The sequence below is a fragment of the Pantoea leporis genome, assembly GCF_028048155.1.
Taxonomy (GTDB): Bacteria; Pseudomonadota; Gammaproteobacteria; order Enterobacterales; family Enterobacteriaceae; genus Pantoea; species Pantoea leporis.
Map to the genome: position 1 here is coordinate 200,922 of NZ_JALMEU010000005.1, position 19,099 is coordinate 220,020.

At 50.5% G+C, this 19,099-nt stretch carries 13 protein-coding genes; 8 read left to right on the plus strand and 5 right to left on the minus strand.

Annotated features, from left to right (window positions below):
- Positions 1 to 116 precede the first annotated feature (116 nt).
- Both MWH02_RS15335 and MWH02_RS15340 read left to right on the plus strand, forming a co-directional pair.
- Positions 117 to 7,106, plus strand: coding sequence for an autotransporter outer membrane beta-barrel domain-containing protein (locus tag MWH02_RS15335; RefSeq protein WP_271460963.1), 6,990 nt, complete (start codon positions 117 to 119; stop codon positions 7,104 to 7,106).
- Positions 7,107 to 7,362: 256 nt separating this feature from the next.
- Complete coding sequence (locus tag MWH02_RS15340) at positions 7,363 to 7,851, plus strand: DinB family protein (protein WP_271460964.1); 489 nt, start codon at positions 7,363 to 7,365, stop codon at positions 7,849 to 7,851.
- Positions 7,852 to 7,969: 118 nt separating this feature from the next.
- On the opposite strand, the gene MWH02_RS15345 is transcribed toward MWH02_RS15340, so the two are convergent.
- The gene (locus MWH02_RS15345; RefSeq protein WP_271460965.1) at positions 7,970 to 8,422 is read right to left on the minus strand and encodes an acyltransferase; all 453 of its coding nucleotides are present in this window, start codon (positions 8,420 to 8,422) and stop codon (positions 7,970 to 7,972) included.
- A 796-nt stretch (positions 8,423 to 9,218) separates the two neighbouring features.
- Between MWH02_RS15345 and MWH02_RS15350 the strand changes: the two genes are divergently transcribed.
- Both MWH02_RS15350 and MWH02_RS15355 read left to right on the plus strand, forming a co-directional pair.
- A complete protein-coding gene (locus MWH02_RS15350; protein ID WP_271460966.1) occupies positions 9,219 to 10,940 on the plus strand; it encodes a hypothetical protein in 1,722 nt (573 codons plus the stop codon).
- A complete protein-coding gene (locus tag MWH02_RS15355; protein ID WP_271460967.1) occupies positions 10,937 to 12,646 on the plus strand; it encodes a hypothetical protein in 1,710 nt (569 codons plus the stop codon). The genes MWH02_RS15350 and MWH02_RS15355 overlap by 4 nt, the downstream gene beginning before the upstream one ends.
- A gap of 195 nt (positions 12,647 to 12,841) precedes the next feature.
- On the opposite strand, the gene MWH02_RS15360 is transcribed toward MWH02_RS15355, so the two are convergent.
- The gene (locus tag MWH02_RS15360) at positions 12,842 to 13,501 is read right to left on the minus strand and encodes a DUF1345 domain-containing protein (RefSeq protein WP_101763861.1); all 660 of its coding nucleotides are present in this window, start codon (positions 13,499 to 13,501) and stop codon (positions 12,842 to 12,844) included.
- 195 nt (positions 13,502 to 13,696) lie between these two features.
- Between MWH02_RS15360 and MWH02_RS15365 the strand changes: the two genes are divergently transcribed.
- Positions 13,697 to 14,740 (plus strand): virulence RhuM family protein, encoded by a 1,044-nt coding sequence (locus MWH02_RS15365; RefSeq protein WP_271460968.1) that lies wholly within the window; start codon positions 13,697 to 13,699, stop codon positions 14,738 to 14,740.
- 111 nt (positions 14,741 to 14,851) lie between these two features.
- On the plus strand, positions 14,852 to 15,700 hold the full coding sequence (locus MWH02_RS15370; protein WP_101763863.1) for an AraC family transcriptional regulator: 849 nt from the start codon (positions 14,852 to 14,854) through the stop codon (positions 15,698 to 15,700).
- Here the strand turns inward: MWH02_RS15370 and MWH02_RS15375 are convergent.
- The gene (locus MWH02_RS15375) at positions 15,657 to 16,055 is read right to left on the minus strand and encodes a helix-turn-helix domain-containing protein (RefSeq protein ID WP_101763864.1); all 399 of its coding nucleotides are present in this window, start codon (positions 16,053 to 16,055) and stop codon (positions 15,657 to 15,659) included. The genes MWH02_RS15370 and MWH02_RS15375 overlap by 44 nt on opposite strands.
- 314 nt (positions 16,056 to 16,369) lie before the next feature.
- Here MWH02_RS15375 and MWH02_RS15380 point away from each other — a divergent pair, with 314 nt between their 5' ends.
- Entirely contained in the window at positions 16,370 to 16,747 is a 378-nt protein-coding gene (locus tag MWH02_RS15380) for a DUF1360 domain-containing protein (protein ID WP_271460969.1), read from the plus strand.
- Between the two features lie 30 nt (positions 16,748 to 16,777).
- Here the strand turns inward: MWH02_RS15380 and MWH02_RS15385 are convergent, their stop codons facing one another.
- Positions 16,778 to 17,242 carry an Rrf2 family transcriptional regulator gene (locus MWH02_RS15385; RefSeq protein WP_271460970.1) on the minus strand — a complete coding sequence of 155 codons (465 nt, stop codon included), beginning with the start codon at positions 17,240 to 17,242 and terminating at the stop codon, positions 16,778 to 16,780.
- Between the two features lie 132 nt (positions 17,243 to 17,374).
- Here MWH02_RS15385 and MWH02_RS15390 point away from each other — a divergent pair, with 132 nt between their 5' ends.
- Complete coding sequence (locus MWH02_RS15390; protein ID WP_101763866.1) at positions 17,375 to 17,815, plus strand: acetyltransferase; 441 nt, start codon at positions 17,375 to 17,377, stop codon at positions 17,813 to 17,815.
- Position 17,816: 1 nt separating this feature from the next.
- On the opposite strand, the gene MWH02_RS15395 is transcribed toward MWH02_RS15390, so the two are convergent.
- Positions 17,817 to 18,809, minus strand: a complete 993-nt coding sequence (locus MWH02_RS15395; protein WP_192414306.1) for a LacI family DNA-binding transcriptional regulator — start codon at positions 18,807 to 18,809, stop codon at positions 17,817 to 17,819.
- Between the last annotated feature and the right edge of the window lie 290 nt (positions 18,810 to 19,099).

A 19,099-nucleotide genomic window follows, 5' to 3' on the forward strand; every position in this document is an offset into this window, starting at 1 on the left:
AGGCCTGCAACCTGGATATTTGTCATTGCGTTTTCTGTCGGTGCCTGGTGCATGGCAGGCGTCATTATTCAGTTCATCTTCTGAACCTTAACTATATTTAAAAAGAGCGCAACACCATGAATAAGATATTTAAAGTAAAATGGAATGCCGCCTGCCAGCGATATGATGTTACTTCTGAGCTGGCCAGGGGGAAAGTAAAGTCATCCTCTTCCCTGTCAAACATCCGTGATTCATTAAAATCGCCACTTCGAAAATTAACAGTGGGTATGCTTCTATTGAGCGGTTTGGCTGACGCGGCTGATATCAGACTGGACATGTTTAATCCTGAAACCGATAACGGGCATATACAGTATGTCTCGGGACAGGATAATCTGGCCGACAGCAGCTGGGCGAATATTGCATCAGGCCGGGAAGGCTCACGCCAAATGACACTCGGTGCGGCCTATAACATGGGACTGCTGACGGGAGAAGGCGCTGCGCTGATTCCGGAAGGCTATATCAGAACCGGGCAGCTCACAGGGTACGATTACGTAAATCCGGTAACAGGCAACACGGAGACCTTCAGTGGTTACGATAACACCCAGTTGGGCATTCAGAAAATTTCCGGAACCCTCATTCCGATTTTCGAGGCTGTCGGAAAAAATGGCCAGTATGTAGACCGCAACCTGATTCAGGTTCAGTCGGGAGGCAGTCTGGATGTTAACACAGGAAACCCGGGGGCTGCGGAATGGTTCAATGATCCATCGAATCGCCTTCTTGCCTATCTGAAAGGCAATAATAAAACGAACGTGATTTCTTCAGTCTTTAAGGCTGACTCAGCTGATGCAAGCAGCCCGGCTGTAATTAATTACAACAGCAAAACTGTTGTCGATCTGGGAAATTTTTTTAGTCAGGCTACCCCCGGACAGCCATTATCATCAATTCCCAATAAATTTGCCGGCAGCTTCACAAGTGCGATCGGGGCTCAGAGTGTCAATAGCATCGGCGAGCTTAAGGCCTATAATGAAGCGCTTATCAATGCAGTAAAAAATCATATAATCAGGCCTGAGGATTATATGAGCGAGTTTAAGAAAGCAGTTATTTATAGTGCTCAATATATCTATCAGGATTATGGTAATGCAATTGCGGATGATGACGCGGTCCTGCAGACGGTCAATACCGGTCGTGTCGCCTATCTGCTGGGCTCGGGGGCAGGCGCTGTAATTAATGTTAATAAAGATTCATCAATTCAGGGTGTTAACACTGACATCGCGATTGTGAATCTTCAGGATGGCGCAACGCTTAATAATGCGGGTGAACTCGGGCATTTTGCGAGTAGTAGCAAAGGCACCGTTGTTGTAAAGGCCAATAACAGCATTATTAATAATAGCGGTGTCATTGATGCTGGCACCAATCCTGAGATGGCTGCTTATCGGCCTGATTTATCCACCGGCGCCGTGTCAAACGTTTTTGCAGGGCATAACACCGCTATACAAGCCAATAACTCCGAGGTTAATAATTCAGGTGTAATCAATATCGCCCCGAACGGAAACTATGCAACCAATCCGGGAGTTGATCTTTATAATAACAGTAACATGGTCAATACGGGCAATATCAATGTTGCCGCTATCGCGCGTCCGTTTAATACAATTTTTTCCGGAATATTTACCATCGGCGTAAACATCTCCGGCAAATCAGATTTTGTTAACGACGGTACACTTTATCTGGGACGCGAGGCACAACGCAACACAGCGTCACCCACCAATGATATTGATGCCAGCTCACCGGGAAGTAATCTTGTCCGAATCAATGAGGGGACTTTTACAAACAGACAGTCGATGATTATCGGCAGTAAAACCCAGGGCGGAAGTGCAGTTTATGCCAGGGGACCCGGCAGCTCTGCCACCAATGAGGGGACAGTTGAGATCCTTGGACGGGCAGCCGTACCGGCTCCGCTGCAGAACGCGGGCATGGTGGCCGTTGAGGGGGCGTTAAACGTTCTTAACGCCGCGACCGGACTCATCAGCCTGAAGGGCATTAATGCGGTGGCCATGCAGGCTATCAGCAAAATGACTGACCGTACGGGCTCTGCAGTGCGCAATGAGGGCACCATCGAGGTGGAGACCGGTGTGGACCCGGTCACCGGCACCGCTAACTACGGACTTTGGGCTGAGGGTACCATGGCCAGCGCCTCCAACGCGGGAACCATTAACCTTGAGGGCGAGCGCGCCATCGCCGCCCACGCGCGCAGCGGCGGGCAGCTCATGGTGGAGGACGGCGCAGCCGTGAACTTCCGCGATAAAAACCAGACGGGCTACTACGTCTTCGGCTCGGGCTCCGGCATCACCGACAACAGCAGCACCCGCCAGGACGTTACCACGGCAGGCTCAACCCTTTACCGCATCGACGGCGGCGCACACTTTGACGGCGCCGGCACGGCAACAAAGATTGGCGTTTCCGGTTCAGGCGCGACCGGCCTGCTGGCCACTGGCGCACAGGGCGCAGGCAGTACCCTAAACACCGGTAACATGACGATTGACGTCACGGGCGATAACGCCACTGGCATTCGCGTAGCGGGCTCCGCCAGCGGCGTGCTCTCAGCGGACACCGCGCTCAGCCTCAGCGGCACCGGCAGCTCCGCCGGGATCGTCGACGGTAACTACACCGATATCACCGGTAGCACCTCCTACGTCGGTGGCGCCCTGCTGACGAGCCACGCGACCCTGAACAGCGCTAACGCGGCTGCTGGCGCGGTAGGCTACATCGCCCGTAACGGTGGCGTACTGGATCACCAGGGCAGCATTGACTTTACCGCACCGAATACCACCGGCGTGAAGGTTGACGGCGGCACGCTCAGCAACAGCGGCAGCGTCCGGGTTAACGGCACCGCGGTTGACATTGAGGGGGCGAATTCGGTCGTAAGTAACAGCGGCACCGTGGAAGCGACAGACGGCACAGCGGCGTTTCGCGTAGGCAGCGGCGCAGACCTGAACCTGAACGGCTCGGGCCTCGTTAGGGCCGCCGGCAGCGCCCACGGCGTGCTGCTGGATACGGGAGCCACGGGGCTGACGGTTAAAGGGGCCACCATTGACATGGCGGCCGGCGGTACCGGCAGCGCCATTGAGAACGCCGCAGAGCTGCAGGGAATACAGCTTAAGGACACCACCATTAACGTCGGTGACGGCGCCGGCGTACGCACCGCGGCTTCCCTGGCGAATGAGAACAGCGGCACCATCACCGTAAGCGGCAGCGGAACGGGCATCTATTTTGGCCATGCTGACACCTCCCTGTCGGACGCGGACTTCAATACGGCAGACTCGCAAAACCTGGTCATTAATGTGGACAGCGCCGCCGGTAGTGGCGTAGTGACCAATACCACCGGTGACGTGCGCTCCGGCGTAAGCGTCAACGTGCACGATGCGGCCGGCGGGGCGGCGATGCAGGTTAAGGGCCAGACCCGCCATGTTGAGCAGTCGGGCAACCTCACCTCGCAGTCGCTGACCTCGGCCGTGGTGGACGTGGCCAACGGCTACCTGACGAGCTTCATAAACAAGGGCACCATTCAGGCCGCGGGATCGCTCTATGACGCCATCCGCGTGAGCGCAGGCAGCAACCTCAGCTTTACCAACGCGCGGGGCGGCCACATTACGGGCCGGGTGGCGCTCTTGGACGGCAATAACAGCGTCACGCTGGAGGGCGGCAGCACGGCTGATGATGTGATAACCGGACGCGGCAGCGATAACTTTTACCTCAACGGCATTCGTCCGGCGGATACCGGGCTGTTCAGCTCGCTGCAGGCCGGTACGGGTAACGACACGCTGAACCTGAATGACGCGTTTCTGAACGTGGCCAACCCCGCCATGCTGACAGGCTTTGAGCAGGTTTCACTGGCGAACGGCTCTGAGCTCACGCTGGATAACACGCTGCTGGCGCTCGGCGACGCGCAGGATGATGCCGCCGGCACCGGCTTCAGCCTCAGCGACGACAGCACGCTGCGCATACGCACTACCGGCGACACTGCCTTAAACAGCTTCATTCGCGGCGGCGGTACGCTGTCGGCCGGCGCGGACGGTCATGCCTTTGATTTTACCGGCAACAACGCTGCGGCGGCGGGCCGGGACTTCACGGGAACTCTGGCGCTTACCGACGCTACCTTCGCACTGGGCGGCCTGAACGCGCAGGCGCTGACAGCCTCCCGCCTGCTGGCAGGCGCGGGTAGCACCGTCAACGTGGCGGACGGCGTGCAGCGCACCGGCGGGCTCGCTTTTGACGGCGGCACCGTGGCCTTCAATACAGGCACGCCGGGCGAAAGCGCGGCGAAAAGCAGCGTGCAGACCGCGGACCTGCTGGACCTGAGCGGCAGCGGCACGGTGCAGGTGAACGCCGGCACCGTGGACAACGCGCCGGTGCTGCCGCCGGACACGCTGCCGGTCATGGCGCAGGACGACGCGAACACCCTGCTGAAGCTGGCGGGCAGCGACGGCGCGGTCACCGGCAGCGGCGGCAACCTGTTGCTGAAGGATCAGAACGGCAACGTCATCAGCGACGCGCTGCACACGCATATAACGCAAAATGGACTGGCCGTCGCCAACGCGACCTACGACTACCGCCTGACCGGCGGCGCAGCGCAGGACGGCCTTTACGTCAGTTACGGTCTGACGGAGCTGGATTTGCTGACGCGGGGCAACGACGGCCTGGTGCTGAACGCAGCGGGTCAGACCGGCAGCGCGGCGGATATGAGCGCGAAGCTGACCGGCGGTGGCGATCTGGCGATCGATACAGGCGCGGGCCAGACCGTATCGCTGTCTAACCTGAACAATAACTACCGCGGTAAAACAGAGGTGCGCAGCGGCACGCTTCAGATGGGCAACGACAACGTGCTGGGGCAGACCCGTGAGCTCGCGCTGGCGTCAGGCGCCGGTTTTGACATGAACGGTCATCGCCAGACGGTGGGGGCGCTTAACGCGGCGTCCGGCTCTGCCGTCAGCATCGCGGGCGGTGCGCTGGATATCACCGGCGGCGGAACGGTGGACGGTTCGCTGCAGGGCGCTGGCGCGCTGAACGTCACGGGCGGCACGCTGACGGTGAACGGCAGCAACTCGGCCCTCTCGGCCGTCACGTCCATCGCGGCAGGCGCGGCCGCGCAGCTTAACCAGACCAGCGGCCTCGGTACCGGGAGCATCATCAACGACGGCCTTCTGGCCCTTAAACAGGCTACAGGAGATCTGGTCAACAGCCTGAGCGGCGCGGGGGAAACGCAGGTTGCCGGCGCCGGCGACGTCCGGCTGACCGGCGATAACAGCGGCTTTACCGGCCGGTTCACAACGGACGCTGATTCCGCGCTGACTGTCACCGGCCAGCGCAGCCTCGGCAGCGCGTCGGTCAGCAACGCGGGCACGCTGAATCTGGCCTCCATGGACAGCTGGACGCTGGGCAACAGCATTACCGGCAGCGGTGCGCTGAACCAGAACGGCTCAGGCGTTGTGACGCTGACCCAGGCGGCCGCGCAGTACGGCGGTGATACGAACGTCAACGCGGGCGGCCTGCAGCTCGGTGAGTCTGGCAGTGACGTGACCCTGGCCTCCGGCAGTCTGAACATTGCTGCCGGCGCGACGGCCGGTGGTTTTGGCGGCACAGCCGGCAGCGTGAACAATCAGGGAATGCTGACGCTGGGATCGCTGAAGCCCGTAACGCGCGCGGTCGCTGACGCCCTGACCTTCAGCATTGGCGGCAGCCTGCGCAACTCCGGCGATGTGGTGCTCGGACGCCCGGGCGGCACGGCGGGCAACCTGCTGCACGTGGCGGGCAGCTACGCGGGCGACAACGGGCACCTGACGTTCAATACCGCGCTGGGCGACGACAGCTCGGTCACCGATAAAATGGTGGTCGACGGTGATACTTCCGGCCTCACCCGCGTCAGCGTGAATAACGCCGGCGGCAGCGGCGCGAAGACGCTTAACGGTATTGAGCTTATCCACGTCAACGGCAGGTCCGACGGCGAGTTTGTGCAGGAAGGACGCATCGTGGCCGGCGCCTATGATTATCATCTGCAGCGCGGCGAAGGCGGCAGCGCGGGTAACTGGTACCTTTCCAACACCCTCAGCAACGGGGGAGAGGGAGAAGGTGGCAACCTGCCTGAGCCAGAGGAAGTCAGGGTTTACCGTCCGGAGTCCGGCGCCTATGCGTCCAACATGGCCGCAGGCAACACGCTGTTTAACACGCGCCTGCACGATCGCCTCGGGGAAACTAACTACGTGGACGCCATCACCGGTGAGGAAAAGGTAACCAGCATGTGGTTACGCAACGTCGGCGGGCATACCCGCTCCACCGACAGCAGCGGACAGATGAAAACGCAGGCCAACCGCTACGTGATGCAGCTGGGCGGCGACGTGGCGCAGTGGAGCTCCGACGGCGCGGACCGTTACCACCTGGGCGTGATGGCAGGCTACGCAAATCAGCAGAGCAACAGCCGCAACCGTCTGACCGGCCAGAAGGCGGACGGCAGCATCCGCGGCTACAGTGCAGGGCTGTACGGCACCTGGCTGCAGGACAACGATCAGAAGACCGGCGCGTACGTGGATACGTGGGCGCAGTACAGCTGGTTCGATAACACGGTAAAAGGTGACTCGCTGGCCGCAGAGTCCTATAAGTCCAAAGGGATCACCGCCTCAGTTGAGAGTGGCTATACCTGGAAGCTGGGCGAGAGGAACGAGCGCGAAAGCTACTACGTTCAGCCGAAGGCGCAGCTGACATGGATGGGCGTTGAAGCGGACCGCATCCGTGAGGCCAACGGCACCCGCGTTGAGGGCACGGGTGACGGCAACGTGCAGGCCCGGGTAGGTGTGCGGGCCTTCATCAAGGGACACAACTCTATTGATGACGGCAAAAAACGCACGTTCGAACCGTTTATAGAGGCCAACTGGATTGGCAACACTAAATCTTTCGGTAGCCGTCTTAACGGCGTAACGGTGACGCAAAAAGGGACACGTAACGTGGGCGAGCTGAAGGTGGGAGTTGAAGGCCAGATTAAGCCCGGCGTTAACCTTTGGGGCAACATTGGCCAGCAGATGGGCGGCGGCGGTTATTCCGATACCAGCGCGCTGCTGGGAGTTAAAGTGAGCTTCTGATATCCAAAGCGTCCTCCGGGGCGCTTTTTTTCGTGGGTTGAAATACTCAAAAAAACGCGCTCAATCTGTTTAGATCTTATAAAGATTTTTATTCAAAAAAAATTATCAGATATTGTCGAGTTAATTCTGAGCACTGCAAAGTCCGCTATGAGCGAAGAGCGGACCTTGTTTATGCTTATACTTTTTGAATTAGAACCCCTGCTTCATAAACTACTTATTGATATGCTATCGGAACTGGCAAATCAGGAAGAAATTCATGGACAAGAACACACTGGTTACACTCTTGAAATTTAAGCGCTGGATTGATGCTGAAACGCTAAAAGCAGTTAAAGGTATCAGTGAATCTGCTTATGCAGAAAAGCGTCATCTGATGTTAAGACTGATGAACCATATACATGTGGTAGACATGATTTTTAGAGCAAATATTTCGGGTCAGCAGCATGGTTACACTGCCCTGAACACCCCTGAAACACCCTCAGTAGATGAGCTTGAGATCAAAATGGACGACGTTACAAACTGGTATATCCGTCGCGTAAGCTCAATGTCTCCTGCTGATTTAAGAGAAACTATTAAGTTCAGCTTTGTCGATGGTGGTGAGGGAGAAATGACTGCTACAGATATGCTAAATCACATGCTTTTTCACGGAACTTACCATCGTGGGGCTGTAGGCTGGTTAATTTCTGAGTGCGAAGGTATTCCGCCGAAAGATGTGCTGACAGTTTTTCTGAGAGATCATAATCACTGACAGGTAAATTCTTCAGCCCTTCACCTATTAAGCGGCTTTAAGGGCCGCTTTGGCGAAAAGCCTACCTTAACGACCTGCGATGGCGATAAATTTGGGCTAAAATTTTCAGAGATAATGCTTAGAGTTCTCTCAACAGTCTGGCTGGATTGCCAGCATACACCCCTTTAATTAACACAGGCTTTGTAACCACGCTACCTGCACCAATCACCGCACCACTGCAAATGTCCGTTGTTAAGATAGTTGCTCCGCTCCCCACGGTTACTGCGTTACCTAATACGATATGTATCCAGCTTTCTGAAGCAGCATCAGGACCGCCATTCTTGAACAGGTCGTTAACAAAGGTTACGCCATGGCCGATAAAACAGTCCTTACCCAAGGTAACGTTCTCACAGATAAAAGTATGAGACTGTACTCGGGTTCTGTCGCCTATAACGCATCCCTTTTGTATCTCTACAAATGGTCCTACAAAAACATCATCGCCCAGTTCACACTCATAGATGTTTACCGGCGTGATTACTTTCACATTTTCACCTTGTTTTACGTTACGAATGCCACTTTCAATAACCTTCATATGAGCTGAGTCCTTACTCGAGATGATTCGGCTAAAAGCTTGAACAGTTTTTATCTTCACCAAGTGCCCAAATTAACCTGCTTTCACTCATTCGCGCACTATGATGCTCGCATTGTCCGCTTCTGGCACACAGCTGCCGGTCACGCAATGCAATGTCTACCCCCTCAGCATCAGTGACGATTTTAAGTTGGCGAAGGTCAAGTAAAATGCAAACGGGTAGTAAAGTAACATGCGATTACGCACCTGGCTGGCGTTCCTCTGCATAAGTGCATGTCTATGCTGCATGAAAACGCATGAATAATTGCACCCTGAATTTACCCGGTCAGCCCAGCAGCGGCGCGACCTGAAGTCAGTCATGCAGCCGCATTAAAACCACTCGATTAAGCGGGCAGGCGTGGCGGGGGTACGAGCGCGCGCTACGGGCTGAAGTTTAGAGCCCGACAATTACAGCGTGCTACTTGAAGCATGAATTGAATGTGTGCCAAAAAAGAAAGGTTAGGATTTCAAAAATTGTTTCCGCGCGGGCACATCCGTCACAATTTTTGATACAACCCTAAAGATTTTCTGAACGGTGGCGAGTATAAATGAGTGTGCATGCATGGGCTGCATGGATTCGCATGCACATTTTAGCAACCAAAGACACTTACAGCAGCCAAACTGGGGCCGCTTGAGTATCTCTAGCACGTGCATAAAAAGCGATGCAAAAGTCTGACAGGCGTGGCGGGGATAGAATTGCGTGCAGCCACATCACAGCCTTTATTCGTGGAAAAAATACCTTAGAGATATGTGGAGGCGCATGGAAATCGATTTTGCAGACCTGATAGAAAAAAATAAACTCTTCAACTTCTTGTTTTTAGAGAGAGACGAAGAAAAATCAGAAAAAAACTACATGCTCTTATTAGATTTTTTCAATGGTGTTCATGTTGAATTTCTTAACTATGTTAAAGATGAAATATTAAAAGATAGTAAAACGCATGATCAATATGTAGCATTTCAATGCTTAATCAAGTACACATCATTAATAAAAATCGAACCTAAAGATTACATTAAATTTACGCTCTCAATTATAAGCACCAAAGAAGAAGCAATTGAAAGTTATGAATTCAAAAGATCCTTTGGAGACTACACGTTAAAACTTGAAAAAAAAGAAGACATAAAATATTTATTCGAGCAGTTAAAAGAAGACAAGTCGTTGATATCACTACTACCAATATTATTCATGTCAGCATCACGTAACCAAAGAGAGCTTTACTTCAATGAATTGGAGGCAATGCTTGATAATGGTGAAGAAAACCACGAACCATTAATAACTGAATCAATATTCCATTATCCGGAAAATAACGATCTTCTTGAAAGAAAAGTAACTGACTTTCTTAAAAGAAAAATAAACAATGAAGTAAGCAAGGAACATTTAGTAAAAAACTTAAATGCACTTGTTTATTTAACTCAATTCAAAGATGGATTATTCGATATAATAATCGATGAAAGTAGACAAAACGACAACTACTACTGCGCTATTATTGAATGCTCTCTTGACTCTATTAGAGACTATTATAGTAATTTACCAATTATTCTAAAAAAATTCTTTACTGATAAAATTGCAAACCATGACTTCAGAAATGCTACTGAACTGAGGAAGCTGCAGTTAACTTTACATTCACTATGTATGAAAAATAAACTAGATGAAGTTGAATATTTACTGGATAATATTAAAAAAAATGGAGACCTAATTAATATAAAAGAACTTGGCTCTTTAGCTCATTTTCTTGCAAGCGATATTGAAAAAGCAGGACACCTTATAACCAAATGGTTTTTAAGCGGTGACTTAGTTTGCGTAATAAACGCTGTTAACCTTTGCAAAGAGATACCAGCTGAAAAAATAATTCTCAATGATGTTTTTTTAGAAGAAGCAAAAAATAAAAATAAGCTAATTCCCTTATCAAAAATAATTTGTGGTTGGCTTTTTGAACATCCTAGGAAAGCCACAAAATTAGTGATGATCATTTGTAATAAAGGTTCAAACAAAGATAAGAAAGAAATATCTGAAATATTCGACCATTTTCTGTACGAAAACTTCCCTAAGATCATCGGGAAATATTTAAAAGATCTTGAGAGTTTTTTCGAAAGCCCTGAAATGAAAAAGATAATTAAAGATATGATTTATGATAGAGATCAACGGGAACTACTAATTGTAAAAGCTAGAGACACAGGCGAACTTTATTGCTCATCAAATGAAGCACAAGCAGACGCAAGAAAAAAAATGCAAGAAATGGATGAGATATTTGAAAGCGCAGATGAAAAATCGATTTTCTCAAGTTTATTTGGTGATAAATTAGTTTTACTTTATGGAGATTCAACTGTAGTACACAGCCATACTATTGGCGGAGAGAAGATGCGCCAGGAAATTCCGCTCTCATCAATCCCATTTGAACATGAAGAGCCTAAAATGCTAACTTATGATCCGATTGGTTTAGAGCAAAAATATGTTGAATACCGTAGCCAAGGAATAAATAAATGAAGCTTATGGTAAAGCAATACATTTCTTCTTTGAGAGAACGTGAGGAGTTGGACGCTATCTTACCTGACCTGATAAGTCAGATGGGGTTAAACGTTTTCTCGGTTCCCAGAAGAGGTACTCTGCAGAATGGTGTGGATGTAGCCGCAGTGGGTAGTATCGATGGCGCGGAAGAGGCTGTTTATCTTTTTTCAATAAAATCAGGAGACTTAACGCATAATGAATGGGATGGAAATGCTAAACAGTCCTTAAGGCCATCCTTAAATGAAATAATTGACACATATATACCATCTAGATTACCTCAGAAATATAAATACCTTCCAATAAAGGTGTGTTTATGTTTTGGTGGAGATATCAGAGAGCAGGTTAGAACATTAGTTACTGGATATACAAATTATAATACAAGAGGAAATATCCAGTTCGAGGAGTGGAACGGTGATAAAATATCTGAATTGATAGTTAATCATTTCTTGAATGAAAATCTTTTACCTGAAAACCTGCGATTTCTATTGAGAAAAACTTTATCCTTTCTTGATGAACCGGAGGTTTCTTTTGGAAACTACTCAATTCTATTAAGGAAAATACATGAATCAACCAATATAACTGAACTCACAAAAATCAGACAAATGAATATTTGTTTTTGGATGCTGTATTCATGGTGTAGAGAGCAAAATAACTTGCAATCTGCGGTAATGGGAGCGGAGGAAACTTTATTATTATCATGGGATCTGGCAAAAAATCACAAAGGAATAAGAAAAAAGGATAGTATTAATATACTCTCAACATTTAAAAAAATTTTAGAAACATATCATTCAACAAATAAAGAATACATTGAAAAATTTATTGATATATCAAAAGGTCACATGACTATAAGTGCGGGAATTTATCCTCCTTCTAGCGTGTCTGTAAATATAAAATTATTTGATATAATAGGTAGGATTAGTGCTTATTGCATGTGGTTAGTGTGGGACATACGAAAAGAAAAAGACACTGCCTTGCTTGTTTCAAGAACAAGTGAACTAAGTAAAGTTAGCGGCATACTTATTAATATCATTGAAAATAACCCTTCATTGTATCATCCTCTGAAAGATGATAATGCAATTGATCTAAGCCTTGCACTTTTCGTTCTGAGCATGGATTCAGAAAATCAACCATTCATAATAAAATGGTTATATCATCTAGTTCAAAGAAGCATCCAAACCTTACAAAATAAAACTCAGTTCACATGTATTATTAATGATTATGCGATGTTGATACATAATCAGATAGAAGTTAAGGATGAAAAAAAATTCAAAAAATTAACTTCCGGAAGTATTTATTATGTAATATTGGCTTTTTTTTCATGTCTTTATGAGCAAAAAGACAAATTTGATGCCATCGCTTATCTTAAAAAAGAGCACCTGCCCCACTGTAACTTTCAGTATTGGTATTTAAATGATTCATCTGAGTATAAACTCTTTAAAGGCGTTGATAAGCATGGCATGACTGTTAGCCAAATTCCTGTTGATAAAGGGATGTTAACATTCATATCAACTCTTTTTGAAGAGTGTGACCAAAATCCTTTTTATAAAGAAAACTCTGCCGTTAAATCGGGTTTGTGGCCGCTAATTGCATCAGCTTGTAGACGTTATCGCAATCCATTGCCAATTAACTTACTAAAGGAAGAATTCGAAGAGGAATTTAGAGTAATATTAAATTCTCTTTCATAATATAACCTAAGGTTAACACTTGATTCTTTTACTTGATAACGCATAGAAGATAACCGATTTAAAACTAAAAGGATGTGTTACGGGGGTATTATTGGGGGTACTTAACTTTTTATTACAAAGTAAAGTCAACAATATCATACCCTTAAAATAAAATATCACTCCTGTGATCTTCCGCCACTTTTTTGTTTCATTCAGCTAACTCAGCAACCCCGCCCCCACATTCACCGACAATCCCAAAATCGCCAGATTGAATACAAACGAAATCACCGACTGTAACAGAGCGATTTGCCGCATATCCGTGGTGCCCGTTGCCACATCGGCGGTTTGCGATGCTACCGCGATGGTGAAAGAGAAGTAGAGAAAATCCCAGTATCCCGGCTGCTCGGGCTTTTCAGGAAAGATCATCGGCGTGACATCCTTGCTGCGCCGCAGATAGTGATGGTGCGCGTAATGCATGGCGAATGACGTCGGAAGCAGCGCCCAGGAAACCACCAAGGTTGCCGCGGTCAGCAGCAGATGCAGCACGCGCGGCGTTCCCGTCAGGCTCTTCAGCGTGGTGAGTTCCATCAGAATCGCCAGAATGCTGACCAGGCAGGTGAGCGTTACCATACTCAACACCAGCGTCGCGCTTTCATCCTCGATTTTAGCAATATGCGGAATATCTTTGGCCTCGGTGCCTAGCATGCGCAGCCACAGAAAAGCGAGATAGAGCCATGCCAGCACGTTCCAGCCAATCAGCAGACGCTGCAACATGCCCAGGTGCGCAGGCAGGAAGAAATAACAGGCCACGCCAGCCACAATCGAAATCAGCAAACGCAGACGCGCGCGAAGGTAATGCATCAGGGAAAGGCTCATGGTGTCAGAGGCTTAGTGAAGGGAGGTGGATAAGTTAACTGTAGACGCTGATAAAGAGGTTGTAATTGCGGAGCACCCCAACCGTTTACCAAATCTGCTGCGCTGCAGTTGATAAAATAATCGCCAATCGACTAATGAGCTTCATTGCGTCTCTCTGGCATACTGTGCACCAGATCCTAAAAGAGCGGAGGCGACATGTCAGAGGAGCAATCCACACCATCACCAGCAGGCGAATTTGTCATGTTTGCGAGCGGCGATGGGAAAGTGCGGGTTGAATGTCGCTTCGAGCAGGAATCGCTTTGGCTTTCGCAAGCATCAATCGCCACCCTTTACCAAATCACGCCGCAAGCCATTACACAGCACATTAAAGCGATCTATGACGAAGGCGAACTTGAACAAAACGCAACCTGTAAGTCTTACTTACAAGTTCAACAGGAAGGAACTCGTCAAGTCAGCCGCAATACCCTTCATTACAATCTGCCAATGATTCTCGCTATCGGTTATCGCGTCCGCTCTGCTCGCGGTACTCAGTTCCGCCAATGGGCAACGCAAACCCTGCAAGAATATTTGATTAAGGGATTTGTGATGGACGATGAGCGGCTGAAAAATCCGCCGGTTGGTTCATCCGCAGTACCTGACTATTTCGATGAAATGCTGGAGCGTATTCGCGACATTCGCGCCAGTGAGCGTCGGATGTATTTACGCGTTCGCGAGATTTTTGCCTTAGCGGCTGACTATCAACCTTCCCTCAAAGAGACCACGCAGTTTTTTCAAACCATTCAGAACAAATTGCACTTTGCCTGTACCGGTTATACCGCTGCCGAGCTGATTCATTTGCGCGCCAACGCCAGCCAACCTCATATGGGTTTGACCAGTTTCAAAGGTGAAGAGGTGCGCAGAAGCGATGTCACCGTGGCTAAAAATTATCTGGTTCAGGACGAAGTGAGCGAGCTTAATCGCGTGGTCACGATGTGGCTGGATTTCGCAGAAGATCAAGCGCGCCGCCGCCAGCAGGTTTTTCTTCGCGATTGGCAGAGCAAACTCGATCAATTTTTGCAGTTTAACGATCGCGATGTGCTGCAAGGTGCAGGTTCAATCAGTAAGAAAATGGCCGATGAAAAAGCGCAGGCTGAATACGGTCAATTCGCCGAGCAACAGCGTCGTTTAAAAGAGGCAGAAGGTGAAAACAACATTGCCGGTCTGCTGCAGTGGCAGACAATCCCTAAGAAATCGAAATGATCGCCGCTGGGCCGCATCCCGCCCTTTCACTCCTCAACTTATACACACCCACGCTTTACTTCCCCACCTATCTCCGCCACTTTGCTCCTTCATCGCATTGTGGAGCCAGGCATGCTAATCCATCCAACCGATACTCTGACTTTTTCCGGCAATCCACGTCAGGCTGAGCTGCGTCAGCGCCTGCTGCAGCCGGATGCGCCGAAAGTGATTGCCGCTGCGTTAGCGAAGCAGCTGGACCGTGAAACCTTCACCCATCGCCACGCTGCCGGGCAGCTCTTCTGTTTGAAGCAGGGATTGATGACGGTGAAAACGCCGTCGGGTATTTTCGCCAATCCGCCGCGACTGGTGGGCTGGATTCCGCCCTACTTTGAACATGCGATCATCGGGCCGGGCCCGGTGCTTGGCTGGACAGTATTGGTGGACGACGCGCTGGCCGCACCCTTGCCGGATCATCCCGTCCTGCTTTCCTGCCCGTCGGTGCTGGAGCCGCTGGCGGAAAGACTGGCAACCTTGTCGCCCGATCACTGGGGCAGCGCGCGCTACCATCGCCTGTGCGAGGTGTTCCTGGATGAGTTATATGAATCGACCGAACATCCGCTGACGTTACCGCTGCCAGCAGAACCGCGCTTGCTGCAGATTGCGCGCCTGTTAATGGACGACCCCGCCGATACGCGTACCGGGCCCGAACTGGCGCGCTGGGCAGGACTCAGCCCGCGCAGCCTCAGCCGTCATTGGGCCAGCGCGGTCGGCATGAGCTTGACGCGCTATCGCCAGGTTTCACGTTTACTCAAATCACTGGAAGGATTGGCCGCGGGCAAAAGTGTGCAGCAAGTGGCGTGGCAGGTCGGATTCGACAGCGTTAGCAGCTACATCAGCGCTTTTCGCAGCGCGTTTGGCTCAACGCCCGGCAAATACTTTACGCCGCCAGCCGACTCTGCGGATGCAAAAACAGCAAACTAGCAGGCCCATCAATGTCCGGCAAACTGTGCTGATATTTGCGACGGAACGCGCCTGGCGGCAGGTCGAACATGCGGCGGAAGGTGCGGCAGTAAGTTTGCTGCGAGTCGAAGCCATATTTGATGGCGATATCCATCAGCGGCATATTGCTGTTCAACAGCGCAATCACCGAAGCCGTTAACTTGCGCTCGCGAATATAGGTACCCAGCGCGACGCCGGTGTAACTGCGAAACAGTCGCTGCAGATGCCACTGCGAATAGCCGGCGCGGCGCGCCACGGTTTCCAGAATGAGTTTCTGTTCAATGTTGTCCTCAATCCAGAGCATCAGTTGCTGCATAAAGGCGGCGTGCATATCCATCTTTCCTCCTGATGTCGAAATGAATACCGTGATACCGATAAATCGTCGCACATCCCGTAGCGGCGCGATTTATCGCGCAATAAATTGCGCCGCTACGATCAGTGCGCTCTGAAATTTCGGTGTCAGCGATTAACTGATAAGCATTATAAGAAGACGCTCACTGGCTATGTGATGGTCAAAAGCCAATAAATAACGATAACTCGCCAATTTATGGCTGTTCCTACAGCTAGGACTCTTCGGCATCTTGTAGCCAAATGCATCATGTAATATTGTTAGTTACATGAAATGATACTTTGAGATGAAAAGGAGAATGTATGAGCAGCTTAATAATATCGAACCTGTCAATATGCCTGGCGATCGCACTGGCATCGGCCAGTATTTCCATGACAATTACCCAAACTGAGCTATTCGCGGGATTACGCGCATGGACCGCTAAAAAGAACGCATTATTTGGTCACTTGTTTCATTGCTTCTATTGCATGAGCCACTGGGTGGTATTTTTCGGCATGGTGGTTTATCACCCTGATTTATTACATAGCGGAATGGCAATTGCTGACTGGCTGATGACAGCATTTATCACCCTCACGCTAACAACCTTTATTAATGGTTTGATGTTTAAGGTTTTCCAGGCGGCCATTACTACGCACGTCATGAAGCATGAAGCACAAATCACCTTACAAAAACAGGATTAACCGATGTGATGAATAACCGGGAAAAATCGGTTATTCACTGCATTTAGGGAAGGTGTTGGACGGGAGGCCAAGTTTAGCCATTTTACTCAGATAATCGTCACTAATATCGGCAACAGTAATTTGGCTAAAGCGCTTCAACAACAGCGCTTCCGCTTCGCTAAGGGTTTGATCGAGTTGCGCATCAACGGCATGCTCAACCAGACAAGGCGAGGGCTCCGCAGCCGGACCAATGCTAAACAGCGCTGGTGCGCCGATTGCCTGATAAACATCCAGCAGGGATATTTCCGTTAACCCCACACGCAGCTCCCATCCACCACCGTGCCCTTTTTCTGACACCACATACCCTTTATCACGCAGGCCGGACATCATCCTGCGCACCACCACCGCATTAGTGCCCAACATTTTAGCCATCGTTTCTGAAGTGGCGCGTTTAACGTGCCGATCCAGATGTATCAGTGCGTGCAACGAGCGGGACAAGCGATTATCGCGCGGCATAAATCATTCCTCTAAAATTCACCACACTCTAACAAAGGAGTGAAGTGGCAACAATTTATCGCGCTATCATCGAGTCAAAAGCTTAATCATCAGCGTTTACGGATATGACACGAAAATATCAAGGAGAACACCATGAAAGGAATTTACCCCGCGCAGAGGAGCGATTTCGAGGCGATAACCACGGTATGGGAAGCCTCGGTGCGGGCGACGCATCATTTCCTGCAAGATGCGGATATCCGCGCTCTGCGCCCGTTGGTGCGCGAGCAATATTTGCCGATGGTTGAGCTGCGTGTTTATCGCGATGAACAACAGAACATCGTCGGTTTTCTCGGCGTGGCGGATAATCGGCTGGAGATGCTGTTTGTCGCGCCGCAAGTGTTTGGTCTCGGCATAGGCAAACAGCTACTGCGCTTCGCCATCGAACAAATGAATGTCACCGAACTGGATGTGAACGAGCAGAATCCGCAGGCGCTAGGTTTCTATCAGCATCAGGGATTTGTTATCACCGGCCGCTCGCCGCTGGATGGTCAGGGAAATCCTTTTCCGCTGCTTCATCTGCGCTATGCGCCGTGATTTAAATGGTCGCGCCCATTGAAAGGCGATAATGCAGGTCGACCTGCTCGATGGTGGGCTGCTGGTTGACCTTTTTCAGGATGATCTCCGTCGCCACTTTTCCCATCTCAAAGCGCGGCGTGATCACGCTAGCTAAGCGTGGCGTGGTTGCCTGACCAATTTCCAGCCCGTGAAAACCGGCAATCGCCATCGCTTGTGGCACGGCAATGCGCGCCGCCTGACACTCCTGCAGTACGCCAACCGCCAGATCGTCATTGGTACAAAGAATCGCATCCATCTCCGGATAGAGCTGGCGCGCCAGCGTCATCATGCCGGTGCCAATCGATACCGAAGAGACCTTGTTCGGCACAATCCGGCCCGCAGGCAACCCGGCCGCTTCAACCGCATCGCGATAACCGGCGTAGCGTTGCTCATCACGACGATCGGACATCGAACCAAAATAGATAACGCGCTGTTTGCCGCTGGCCAGCAGCATCGCCGTCATGTCGTAGCCGGCGCGATAGTTGTCGAAACCCACATTGATGCGTCCACGCGCCTCGGTCAGCCCCATCACTTCCGCCACCGGAATGTTGGCGGCGTTTAGGTATTTTTCTGCGCGCACAGTGTGCACAGATTCGGTCAGGATCAGCCCTTTGATGTTAAAGGCCAGCACCGTGGCGATCTGCTCCTCTTCACGCTGGGCGTTGTAGTCGTAATTGACCACCAGCGTTTGATAACCGTGCGCGCTGGTCACCGATTCAATACCCGCCAGCAAGTCGGCAAAGATTTGATTATTAAAAGAAGGAATTAACACGCCGATGCGCGGTGGGTTCTGTTTGGTCGCTGAGACATTTTCGCTATCCGCGACGTAGCCAATTTCGGCAATCACGCTGGCGATTTTCTCCGCCGTTTCCGTTTTGACCTTTTCCGGCGTGCGCAGATAGCGACTTACCGTCATTTTGGTGACGCCCGCCAGGGTAGCAATATCGTCCAGAGTGATGCGCTGCGTTTTCATTACGGCGTCCGCAAAGAGGGGCTGATAATCAACGTATTATGCCCGTTGCCTGTTAAAAAATGAAACGCACCCGTGCGCTCCGTCGGGTGAAATAAACCCGGTAAACCCGCGTATTCAACAGAATGAAAATTCCAATAAAAAGCAAATTGTGCAATGCCCTTACAGAGTGAGTTGATGAAAAACCTATCATTTCATTGGGCTATAAGCATACTCCTGACGACTTATACGGCAATTTTCGCCACCCCCTTCACACTTTTCGGAAAAAATGATCCAAATACCATCATTTAGAA

What these genes read in the sequence shown, in the direction of transcription:
- MWH02_RS15335 (WP_271460963.1), top strand. Translation starts at nt 117, where the DNA reads ATGAATAAGATATTTAAAGTAAAATGGAATGCCGCCTGCCAGCGATAT.
- MWH02_RS15340 (WP_271460964.1), top strand. Translation starts at nt 7,363, where the DNA reads ATGGACAAGAACACACTGGTTACACTCTTGAAATTTAAGCGCTGGATT.
- MWH02_RS15345 (WP_271460965.1), bottom strand. Translation starts at nt 8,422, where the DNA reads ATGAAGGTTATTGAAAGTGGCATTCGTAACGTAAAACAAGGTGAAAAT.
- MWH02_RS15350 (WP_271460966.1), top strand. Translation starts at nt 9,219, where the DNA reads ATGGAAATCGATTTTGCAGACCTGATAGAAAAAAATAAACTCTTCAAC.
- MWH02_RS15355 (WP_271460967.1), top strand. Translation starts at nt 10,937, where the DNA reads ATGAAGCTTATGGTAAAGCAATACATTTCTTCTTTGAGAGAACGTGAG.
- MWH02_RS15360 (WP_101763861.1), bottom strand. Translation starts at nt 13,501, where the DNA reads ATGAGCCTTTCCCTGATGCATTACCTTCGCGCGCGTCTGCGTTTGCTG.
- MWH02_RS15365 (WP_271460968.1), top strand. Translation starts at nt 13,697, where the DNA reads ATGTCAGAGGAGCAATCCACACCATCACCAGCAGGCGAATTTGTCATG.
- MWH02_RS15370 (WP_101763863.1), top strand. Translation starts at nt 14,852, where the DNA reads ATGCTAATCCATCCAACCGATACTCTGACTTTTTCCGGCAATCCACGT.
- MWH02_RS15375 (WP_101763864.1), bottom strand. Translation starts at nt 16,055, where the DNA reads ATGGATATGCACGCCGCCTTTATGCAGCAACTGATGCTCTGGATTGAG.
- MWH02_RS15380 (WP_271460969.1), top strand. Translation starts at nt 16,370, where the DNA reads ATGAGCAGCTTAATAATATCGAACCTGTCAATATGCCTGGCGATCGCA.
- MWH02_RS15385 (WP_271460970.1), bottom strand. Translation starts at nt 17,242, where the DNA reads ATGCCGCGCGATAATCGCTTGTCCCGCTCGTTGCACGCACTGATACAT.
- MWH02_RS15390 (WP_101763866.1), top strand. Translation starts at nt 17,375, where the DNA reads ATGAAAGGAATTTACCCCGCGCAGAGGAGCGATTTCGAGGCGATAACC.
- MWH02_RS15395 (WP_192414306.1), bottom strand. Translation starts at nt 18,809, where the DNA reads ATGAAAACGCAGCGCATCACTCTGGACGATATTGCTACCCTGGCGGGC.